Raw genomic sequence first — 9150 nt, 5'->3', positions numbered from 1 at the left:
ACTCGTCAGCCGTGTTCGTCTCCAGTGATCGCCATCATCTGGAATCCGTGATCACCATCGCCTGGAACGCCTGATCACCATCTCTGGAATGCGCACAGATTGGCACCTCCTCAATCGTCTCGCGAAGCCGCGGTCTCGATCATGGGGACGTTAGGGAACATCGGATGCAACAACTCGCCGAATTGGGTACGCAGGTTGATCGCGTTGACGTTCAAGCTGGGCGCAAGCGCAAAACCTCCGCGCGTCGCAAGGTAACGGTTCGGCTCAGCGAAAGTGTCTGTGGTCGGCTTGACGTCGCGAGCGACCGACCGGGCGTCGGCAAGAGCATGCTGGTTGAAGCTGCTCTCGAGCATTTCATGAGTCCCGCGCCATCGCTCGAATCCCTGTTGCGCGAACGATTAGACGATATGCACACCCGGTTCGACCACCTCGAGCGCGATATGCGGATGATCGCTGAGACCGTCGCGCTACACGCGCGATACCAGTTGGCAGTGACCCCACCTGTATCGCAAGAGCGGCAACAAGAGGCGATCCGCCTGGGTGACGAGCGGTTCAGAGTTTTGGCGCAGCAGGTCGACCGCCGCGTCCAACAGCGCCGGCCTCTCATGCAGGAGACGATCGAATCTCTGCATTCCCAAAGCCAGGGCGGAGTGGAGCACGAGACAGGCGAGGGGGCTACCCAGACCGCGGAGCCGCAGCAACACGGTCAAAAAGCTGGCCCTGAACGCTCCGATGTTGCCCAGGGTCTCAACCCTGGAGAAGGAGTAAGCCGTTCGCGCGGTGACCGCGATCATGGCGAGAGCTCGCCGGACGCGCGGAGAGACTCGCGGCAAAACTCACGTCCGATGCCGCCAAATTCCAATCCGAACCCAAGAGGCACGTCTGATGTATCGAGAAAAGAATCACTTCCTACATGGCGCATAGTCCTCTCAGTGTTTATTCCCTTTGCGGCGGGCTATTACCTCGCTTACTTGTTTCGGACGATTAATGCCGCGATCTCACCGGCATTAGCATCTGAGTTCGGCCTCGACGCCGCCGAGACTGGGCTGCTCGCGTCAGTCTATTTCCTGGTGTTCGGGGTGGCCCAGATTCCCGTAGGAATCTTTTTGGATCGTTTTGGGCCGCGTCGGGTCCAAGGCGTGCTACTGGTCATTGCCGCTGGCGGTGCCACGCTGTTCGGTAATGCCTCGAGCCTCCCAGAACTCCTCTTTGCGCGCGGCATGATTGGGCTTGGCGTCGCCGGCTCGTTGATGGCCGGACTCAAGTCCATTGTCACCTGGTTTCCGAGAGAACGTGTCGCGCTTGCCAACGGCTGGATGATCATGTTGGGCTCGCTTGGCGCAGTGACAGCAACCGCGCCAACCGATTGGTTGCTGAATTACGTTGGTTGGCGCAGCCTCTTTGAGATTCTGACGATCGGGACCTTTGCGGTGAGTGGGCTCATTTACATGGTCGTTCCGGAGCGCGTCGGCGATTCACAGACCGCCACCACCGCCCGAAAGCCGCTTACCTTGTGGTCGGTCTATTCAGATCCGCGATTCCTGCGAATAGCACCGCTTTCTGCGACCTGCATTGGATCGGCCTGGGCGCTGCAGTCATTGTGGGCTTCGGCCTGGCTCACGGACGTGGAAGGGCTCGACGGGCAGAGCCGGGTCTCTCATATGCTCTTCATGGCCGTTGGCCTAAGTTTTGGAGCTCTGCGGCTTGGCTGATCGCCTGCGCAAACTCAATACGAGGACAGAGGTCCTTTTGGCTAGCGTGGGAGCGCTGTTCATCGTGGCCCAACTCGCTCTGCTCCTCCGCATCCCACTGCCGTCGCTTCTACCTTGGTCGATCGTGTCGATAGCCGGAGCCGCAACCGTCCTAAGCTTTGCGGTCGTAGCCGATTATTTCCCAAGGGAATTTGCCGCGCGCAGCAATGGCGCCTTGAACCTCTTGCACTTCTGCTGGGCGTTTACGATCCAATACGGCATCGGGTTCTTGGTGGCGCAATGGCCATCTCAGGGGGGACACTATCCAGTCGTGGCCTATCAGACCGCGTTTGGTCTTTGCCTTGTATTTCAGGCGGCCGCACTGGTGTGGTTTGCGATGCCGTGGATTCGAACGTTAGGCCGGAATGCCTTTGGAGATCCTCTTGGAAGCCTCGCGGGATCTCGTGGCTCTTCTGTTGAAGAGCCGATCCTTGAGGCGTGCGCAGGAGGCGATTGGTAAGAGAATGTCGGCTGCTTGAATGCGATTTCCGATCAGAACCCGAAAACGGACGAGCACCCGGGATTGTCCCCGGTGCGGACAAAATATAGGTCTCATATTTTGCGGCTGCGCGAAGAAGCCAAGGCTCTTTCGCATGGAATGGAGCGTGAGAGCCCGTTGACCAAGGCCCGCCAGTGCGAGACCGGAACGCACTTGAGCGATTGGCTGCGCTCACCGGGTTTGCAGCCATCGAATTTGATAGCTGCCGCAGCCCGACTGCTTTCGCTCGGCCTACATGATGGTCACAGGCACTTGGCTCACGCCAAGCCGTCGGCGCGCGGTCGATTTAATACACCGTTGCGGCAACTGAGCGCATTGGCGCCAGGTCATTCAGTGCGATCGATTTGCTTTGCTGCTGTTGACGTCAAACGGACGCCAGGCCGATCACCATTGCTGAACTCGATCCCCGCGGACTCCAAAGCTCGACGCAGCTTGTCGACGGTCCCGGTATAGGCCGATATCGGTCCGGGAGTGCGTTCGATCCGTTTGATGGTTTCCAGCGAGACGCCGGATTTCTCCGCGAGGTCGCGCTGTTCGATCCGAAGCATGGCACGCGCCGCTCTGATTTGTTCGCTGGTCAACATTACGCCCCAAGTGTAAGTTTTTGCGCCCGAGGTGTTGACACATCAGGGGCAAAGGATTACTCTGGTAGCGTAACATCGATGCCCTTGCGGGCAAACAATGCCGCGTGCGCGCCCCACAGATATCGGTGGGGGCGTCGACGGCGCATGGCGCCAATTTGACCATGAAGATCAATAAGATGTTTCGTGGCCGAGTGTGCAATGTAGAGCGTGTCATGAGCAATGACTCCGCTGAGATCAGCCTTGATCAGCTGCCGGTCGGCTCCGCGGCCTCCTCGCTAGAGGACGACTCCCGGCTGCTCGCGCTTGAAAGGCAATTCAACGCGATCTTCGCAGAGTTGCTTGCGTTGGATCGGTTGCGCCACAATCAGAAAACACGTCAAGGTGCTGCTCCGCAGCGACCGGAGCAATCGACCGGCCAGACGAGCCTCGAGGAGCACGCCTGTGAGGAAGCCGTAGCACGTCGGATCGAACCTGTTCTCGCCCGTCTCTACCCAATCGAACGGGCGATCATGGAGACGCAAGCGCGCACAATCGCTGGGTTGGGTCTAAAAGCACGTCATGCAGCCCACGTGATGTCCCAGTACTGGGAAGACCCTCTTGACCAGATTGATTGGGATGCGCAAGCGGTCCGTCTGCTAATCGAAGCAGTCTGCGACGTAGGGGGCACGCCACTGCCATTTCGCCATGCGGGCGACAACGATGATTGCGCCACACGTCGAAGCTCCTTGCAAGGCGCGCCGGGAATGGAAGAAGGCGAATGAGCATCGTATCGATCATGGCCGCGATTCTCGAAGATGAATTGCGAGAGCACGGCATTCTCACGCTGACCCAGCTCGATTGCGAGACAATGGTCCACAACATGATCGAACGTACGGCCGAGCTTGCGGTAGACATCAAACAGCATCGACTGGAGCCGAACCCAAGCGACGGAACCTAGTAGTCTGCTCAGAACCTGACAAAGCCGCACGCGCTTTCCTCTCCGGACAGGACGGATTTGTGGGCGGCAACCTGAGCAGCGATAGGGATTCTCACTGGCCCTGGCGTTCTTTGCGTTGCCGATTGACGATGCCGAACACTCCTTGTCATTTCTTTTTATACGCCAGGGTACTCACGCGATAATTGCCTCGTTGCAGCGGCTCGCTGCTTGCCTTCTCTGATCATCCCATCTGAGGCCGCTCGGGACGGCCTAGTTGGTGGGGACGGCACTGGTGAATCATCCCATTCAATCGAAAGCGGTTTCGCGTGGAGCGCGCATGCTGCGCACCGCGTTCGGCTCAGCTATCGCCCGCTTTCTTGAAGATTCGACCGTCGTCGAGGTGATGCTTAACCCCGACGGGCGATTGTGGATCGACCGCCTGTCTGTCGGTTTGGCAGACACCGGACGATTCGTGTCGGCCCAGGACGGGGAGCGCATTGTCCGATTGGTCGCTCATCACGTGGGTGCCGAGGTTCACGCAGGCAGCCCGCGCGTCTCGGCTGAATTACCGGAGACAGGGGAGCGCTTCGAGGGACTATTGCCGCCGGTGGTCGCGGCCCCGTCCTTCGCTATTCGCAAGCCAGCGGTCGCCGTGTTCACGCTCGACGACTATGTCGCCCAAGGAATCATGATCTCGTGCCAAGCCGACGCTTTGCGTCGCGCGGTTGGGGCACGCAAGAATATTCTCGTGGCTGGTGGTACCTCCAGCGGCAAGACGACGCTGACCAACGCGCTATTGGCGGAGGTTGCCAAGACTTCGGATCGGGTCATCCTCATTGAAGACACGCGAGAGCTGCAGTGCAAGGCACCGAATTTGGTGGCGCTCCGCACCAAGGATGGCGTGATCTCGTTATCGGAGCTTGTCCGATCGTCGCTGCGTCTGCGCCCCGATCGGATTCCGATCGGCGAAGTGCGCGGTCCGGAGGCTCTCGATTTGCTCAAGGCCTGGGGCACAGGTCATCCCGGGGGCATCGGCACCATCCACGCCGGCAGCGCGATTGGTACTTTGCGCCGGCTCGAGCAACTCATTCAAGAAGCGGTTGTCACCGTGCCGCGCGACCTGATTGCGGAAACCATCAACGTCATCGCTGTGCTTTCCGGCCGCGGCAACGAACGCCGGCTCACCGAGCTCGCCAGTGTCGAAGGTCTCGGAGCTTCGGGCGACTACGTTCTTTCAGCCATAGGGGACCCATCATGAAGTTCAATCAATCGGGCATGCGAGGGATTGTAGGGGCGGCCGCGTTCGCAATCACCTACCTTACCATCACTTCAGCATCGGCTGCCGGCTCCAACATGCCGTGGGAGCAACCGCTCAACCAGATCCTGCAATCGGTTGAGGGCCCCGTCGCCAAGATCGTCGGCGTCATCATCATCATCGTCACCGGACTCTCGCTCGCGCTAGGCGATACGTCCGGGGGCTTCCGCAAGTTGATCCAGATTGTGTTCGGCCTGTCGATCGCGTTTGCGGCCTCGAGTTTCTTCCTGTCGTTTTTTTCATTCGGCGGGGGAGTTGTGATCTGATGGACGGACAGATCCCAGGATTTGAAGCACCGGTCCATCGCGCGCTGACCGAGCCGATCCTGATGGGCGGGGCGCCACGCTCGATCGCCATCGTTAACGGCACGCTCGCTGCTGCCCTCGGTATTGGTCTGCGCCTCTGGGTCGCGGGCCTCCTGCTTTGGTTCGTTGGTCACATGGTCGCTGTCTGGGTGACCAAGCGCGACCCTGCCTTTGTCGAGGTCGTCCGCCGGCATCTCCGGATCCCCGGTTATCTCAACACATGAGGTCTTCTATGATGAATCTCGCCGAATACCGCCGATCCAATACCCGGCTCGCTGACTTCCTGCCGTGGGCCGCTCTTGTCGATGAAGGAATCGTCCTGAACAAGGATGGGTCGTTTCAGCGCACGGCGAGATTTCGGGGACCGGACCTCGATAGTGCGGTGCCGGCCGAGCTCGTTGCTGTCGCCGGCCGTCTCAACAATGCGCTGCGGCGCCTGGAATCAGGCTGGGCGATCTTTGTCGAGGCGCAACGCCATTCCACTGGCAGCTATCCCCCGAATACATTTCCCGATGCGGCTTCCGCCCTCGTCGATGCAGAGCGGCGAGCACAATTCGAGGAGGCCGGCGCCCACTACGAGTCGAGCTATTTCCTCACGTTTCTCTATCTGCCGCCGCCAGAAGGAACGGCGAAAACGGAACGGCTGCTCTACGAAGGGAGCAACCGCACCGTCGATGCCGATGGGCGCGAAATCCTCCGTGGGTTCGTGGATCGGACTAATCGTGTTCTGCAGCTGGTGGAAGGCTTCATGCCGGAGTGCGCCTGGCTTGATGACGAGGAGACGCTCACCTACCTGCATTCGACGATCTCGACCAAGCGACATCGGGTCAGGGTGCCCGAGATCCCCATGTATCTCGACGCGCTGCTCGCCGATCAGCCGCTAACCGGTGGTCTTGAGCCGATGCTCGGGTCGGCGCATCTGCGCATCCTGACGGTGGTCGGGTTTCCGACGGCGACCACGCCCGGAATTCTCGACGACCTGAACCGGCTTCCGTTCACCTATCGCTGGTCGACCCGCGCGATCATGCTCGACAAGGCCGATGCAACAAAGCTCCTGACCAGGATCAGGCGGCAATGGTTCGCCAAACGGAAGTCGGTGGCCGCGATCCTCAAGGAGATCATGACCAACGAGGCTTCTGCTCTTCTCGATACCGATGCCCACAACAAGGCAATGGATGCAGACGCGGCGCTGCAGGAATTGGGCTCCGACCAGATTGGAGAAGCTTTCGTTACGGCGACGATCTCAGTCTGGGATGGCGAGCCCGCGAGCGCCGACGAGAAGCTCCGCCTGGTCGAAAAGGTGATCCAGGGACGCGATTTCACCTGCATGATCGAGACGGTCAATGCTGTCGAGGCCTGGCTTGGCAGCGTCCCGGGCCATGTCTACGCCAACGTCCGTCAGCCCCCGATCTCGACTTTGAACTTGGCGCACATGATCCCGCTGTCCGCGGTGTGGGCCGGCGAGCCCAGGGACCATCATTTTAAGGCTCCGCCTTTATTCTTGGCCAAAACGGAAGGATCGACCCCGTTTCGATTTTCACTCCACGTTGGTGACGTCGGGCATACGCTGGTGGTCGGGCCGACAGGAGCGGGTAAGTCGGTGCTGCTGGCGCTGATGGCGCTGCAGTTTCGGAGGTATCCGGAATCGCAGATTTTTGCGTTCGATTTTGGGGGATCCATCCGTGCTGCCGCGATCGCCATGGGCGGCGACTGGCATGACCTCGGTGGAGCTGTCACTGGGGAGACTTCTGAGTCCGTCTTTCTTCAGCCTCTTGCCGGTATCGATGATATCGGCGAGCGCGCCTGGGCGACGGACTGGATCGGTTCAATCCTAAGCCGTGAACGCATTGAGGTCACCCCCGAAGCCAAGGAGCATATCTGGTCGGCTTTGAGCTCGTTAGCCTCCGCGCCGGTCGAAGAACGCACGCTTACTGGTTTCTCCGTTCTGCTGCAATCGAACGTTCTGAAGCGGTCCCTGCAGCCCTATTGCATCGGCGGCCCTTATGATCGTCTGCTCGATGCCGAAAATGAACGGTTGGGAGCGTCATCCGTCCAGGTCTTCGAGACGGATGGCTTGATTGGTACCGCTGTTGCGCCCGCAGTTCTGGCTTATCTGTTTCACCGGATCGAGAGCCGCTTTGATGGTCGGCCGACCCTGCTCATCATCGACGAAGGGTGGCTCGCCCTCGACGACGCGGACTTTGCCGGACGGCTGCGCGAGTGGCTGAAGACGCTGCGCAAGAAGAATGCCTCGGTCATCTTCGCCACCCAATCGTTAGCGGATATCGACGGCTCAGCGATCGCGCCGGCTATTATCGAGAGCTGTCCGACACGGATCTTGCTCCCGAACGACCGCGCCATCGAGCCACAGATCATGGCGATCTATCGGCGCTTTGGGCTGAACGACCGGCAGATCGAGATCCTGGCTCGCGCCATACCCAAGCGCGACTACTACTGCCAGTCGCGTCGCGGCAATCGTCTGTTCGAACTTGGTCTAGGCGAGGTTGCGCTTGCCTTCACCGCGGCTTCTTCAAAGGCCGATCAGGCGCTGATCGAACAAGTCCTTGCCGAACACGGCCGCGATGGTTTTGCGTCCGGATGGTTGAAGGCACGCGATATTGCCTGGGCGACCGACCTCATCCCTCATCTTGCTCAATTGGAGGCGTCCAAATGAAGCGCCTGTGTCGTCTTGCCGCCGTCGGCGTCATTGCGGTCACCCTAATCGTTGGCTGCAGGCCTTGTTCGGCGCAGTTGGTTGTGTTCGACCCCAACAATTATGCGCAGAACGTGCTGACTGCAGCTCGTACCCTGCAACAGGTCAACAACCAGATCGTGTCGCTGCAAAATCAGGCGCAGATGCTGATCAACCAGGCGAAGAATTTGGCCACGCTGCCGTTTTCGTCGTTGTTGCAGCTGGAGCAATCGATCCTGCGAACCCAGCAGCTTCTCGCCCAAGCTCAGCGCATCGCCTATGACATCCAGCAGATCGATCGTGCTTTCTCTACGACCTATGCGTCCGCATCATCGAGCGTTTCGGACCAGGCGTTGATAGCGAACGCGCAAAGCCGTTGGCAGAATGCAATGGCGGGCTTGCAGGATGCTTTGCGGACACAAGCCACGGTCGTCGGCAACCTCGACACCAACCGCACCGAGATGTCCGCTCTTGTCACCTCGAGCCAGGGGGCGACCGGCGCGCTGCAAGCGGCCCAGGCCGGCAATCAGCTTTTGGCGCTGCAGGCCCAGCAGCTTGCCGATCTCACGGCGGTCATCGCGGCTCATTCGCGCGCACAAAACCTGGAGTCCGCGCAGCATGCGGCCGCCCAGGACCAGGGCAGGGAGCAACTGCGGCGTTTCCTGACCCATGGCGCCGGCTATCAACCCACAACCGTGCAGATGTTTCACTGATGAAAACGAAAATGGTCCAACGAACTCCAACCTTCTCAGCCGTCGTGCTGGTTCTCCTTGTCGTCGCTGCCTGCGCGATTCGGCTACACGGCGGCGGGGAGCAGACGAACAAACCCGTGTCCGCCGACCTGACATTCGTTCCATTGCTGCCGAAGCTCACGGAATGCCGCTCTGTAACCAACGAGGAGAATGACGCTCTGCCCGAGTGTCTGAAAGCCTCGAATGAGAACCATCGCCAGTTTCACGGGCAGAAAGCTCCAGCAACGTCCGATACCAGGGCGGCCCAAGCGGGCTCCTCGTTGTTCGTTGCCCCGAAGGACGAGAGCCGTCTGCCATCTGATTCCCCTCCGATCCAGCCGACCGACAAGGAGTGAA

General features: G+C 59.9%; 11 protein-coding genes. 10 read left to right on the top strand and 1 reads right to left on the bottom strand.

What is annotated here, in order from left to right; all coding sequences use genetic code 11:
* The first annotated feature begins 164 nt into the window (after nt 1-164).
* Both M2427_RS38715 and M2427_RS38710 read left to right on the top strand, forming a co-directional pair.
* Entirely contained in the window at nt 165-1712 is a 1548-nt protein-coding gene (locus M2427_RS38715) for an MFS transporter (protein WP_244424379.1), read from the top strand.
* Complete coding sequence (locus M2427_RS38710) at nt 1705-2211, top strand: hypothetical protein (RefSeq protein ID WP_244424380.1); 507 nt, start codon at nt 1705-1707, stop codon at nt 2209-2211. The genes M2427_RS38715 and M2427_RS38710 overlap by 8 nt, the downstream gene beginning before the upstream one ends.
* 365 nt (nt 2212-2576) lie before the next feature.
* Here the strand turns inward: M2427_RS38710 and M2427_RS38705 are convergent, their stop codons facing one another.
* Nucleotides 2577-2834, bottom strand: a complete 258-nt coding sequence (locus M2427_RS38705; protein ID WP_012041754.1) for a helix-turn-helix domain-containing protein — start codon at nt 2832-2834, stop codon at nt 2577-2579.
* A gap of 212 nt (nt 2835-3046) precedes the next feature.
* On the opposite strand from M2427_RS38705, the gene M2427_RS38700 reads away from it, so the two are divergent.
* The 8 genes from M2427_RS38700 to trbK-alt all read left to right on the top strand — a co-directional run bounded on the left by M2427_RS38700 (nt 3047) and on the right by trbK-alt (nt 9149).
* Nucleotides 3047-3595 (top strand): hypothetical protein, encoded by a 549-nt coding sequence (locus tag M2427_RS38700; RefSeq protein ID WP_148221408.1) that lies wholly within the window; start codon nt 3047-3049, stop codon nt 3593-3595.
* The gene (locus M2427_RS38695) at nt 3592-3771 is read left to right on the top strand and encodes a hypothetical protein (protein WP_041750416.1); all 180 of its coding nucleotides are present in this window, start codon (nt 3592-3594) and stop codon (nt 3769-3771) included. The genes M2427_RS38700 and M2427_RS38695 overlap by 4 nt, the downstream gene beginning before the upstream one ends.
* A 316-nt stretch (nt 3772-4087) precedes the next feature.
* The gene (gene trbB / locus M2427_RS38690) at nt 4088-5008 is read left to right on the top strand and encodes a P-type conjugative transfer ATPase TrbB (protein ID WP_049795323.1); all 921 of its coding nucleotides are present in this window, start codon (nt 4088-4090) and stop codon (nt 5006-5008) included.
* A 17-nt stretch (nt 5009-5025) separates the two neighbouring features.
* The gene (locus tag M2427_RS38685) at nt 5026-5331 is read left to right on the top strand and encodes a TrbC/VirB2 family protein (protein WP_085972682.1); all 306 of its coding nucleotides are present in this window, start codon (nt 5026-5028) and stop codon (nt 5329-5331) included.
* Nucleotides 5331-5594: a VirB3 family type IV secretion system protein gene (locus tag M2427_RS38680; protein ID WP_012041758.1), complete on the top strand. Its 264-nt coding sequence runs from the start codon at nt 5331-5333 to the stop codon at nt 5592-5594. The genes M2427_RS38685 and M2427_RS38680 overlap by 1 nt, the downstream gene beginning before the upstream one ends.
* An 8-nt stretch (nt 5595-5602) precedes the next feature.
* Nucleotides 5603-8044 carry a conjugal transfer protein TrbE gene (gene trbE, locus M2427_RS38675; RefSeq protein ID WP_012041759.1) on the top strand — a complete coding sequence of 814 codons (2442 nt, stop codon included), beginning with the start codon at nt 5603-5605 and terminating at the stop codon, nt 8042-8044.
* Nucleotides 8041-8775 carry a P-type conjugative transfer protein TrbJ gene (trbJ, locus tag M2427_RS38670; RefSeq protein WP_012041760.1) on the top strand — a complete coding sequence of 245 codons (735 nt, stop codon included), beginning with the start codon at nt 8041-8043 and terminating at the stop codon, nt 8773-8775. The genes trbE and trbJ overlap by 4 nt, the downstream gene beginning before the upstream one ends.
* A complete protein-coding gene (gene trbK-alt, locus M2427_RS38665) occupies nt 8775-9149 on the top strand; it encodes a putative entry exclusion protein TrbK-alt (RefSeq protein ID WP_041750417.1) in 375 nt (124 codons plus the stop codon). The genes trbJ and trbK-alt overlap by 1 nt, the downstream gene beginning before the upstream one ends.
* The last annotated feature ends 1 nt before the right edge of the window (nt 9150 follow it).

The sequence above is a fragment of the Bradyrhizobium sp. BR13661 genome (assembly GCF_029892425.1).
Classification (GTDB): domain Bacteria; phylum Pseudomonadota; class Alphaproteobacteria; order Rhizobiales; family Xanthobacteraceae; genus Bradyrhizobium.
The sequence above is the reverse complement of the archived record's forward strand: the minus strand, read 5'-3'. Positions and strand labels throughout refer to the sequence as shown.

Coding starts and splice junctions, on each gene's coding strand:
- trbB (WP_049795323.1), top strand. CDS start 4,088: ATGCTGCGCACCGCGTTCGGCTCAGCTATCGCCCGCTTTCTTGAAGAT.
- M2427_RS38680 (WP_012041758.1), top strand. CDS start 5,331: ATGGACGGACAGATCCCAGGATTTGAAGCACCGGTCCATCGCGCGCTG.
- trbE (WP_012041759.1), top strand. CDS start 5,603: ATGATGAATCTCGCCGAATACCGCCGATCCAATACCCGGCTCGCTGAC.
- trbJ (WP_012041760.1), top strand. CDS start 8,041: ATGAAGCGCCTGTGTCGTCTTGCCGCCGTCGGCGTCATTGCGGTCACC.
- trbK-alt (WP_041750417.1), top strand. CDS start 8,775: ATGAAAACGAAAATGGTCCAACGAACTCCAACCTTCTCAGCCGTCGTG.
- M2427_RS38685 (WP_085972682.1), top strand. CDS start 5,026: ATGCGAGGGATTGTAGGGGCGGCCGCGTTCGCAATCACCTACCTTACC.
- M2427_RS38700 (WP_148221408.1), top strand. CDS start 3,047: ATGAGCAATGACTCCGCTGAGATCAGCCTTGATCAGCTGCCGGTCGGC.
- M2427_RS38695 (WP_041750416.1), top strand. CDS start 3,592: ATGAGCATCGTATCGATCATGGCCGCGATTCTCGAAGATGAATTGCGA.
- M2427_RS38705 (WP_012041754.1), bottom strand. CDS start 2,834: ATGTTGACCAGCGAACAAATCAGAGCGGCGCGTGCCATGCTTCGGATC.
- M2427_RS38715 (WP_244424379.1), top strand. CDS start 165: ATGCAACAACTCGCCGAATTGGGTACGCAGGTTGATCGCGTTGACGTT.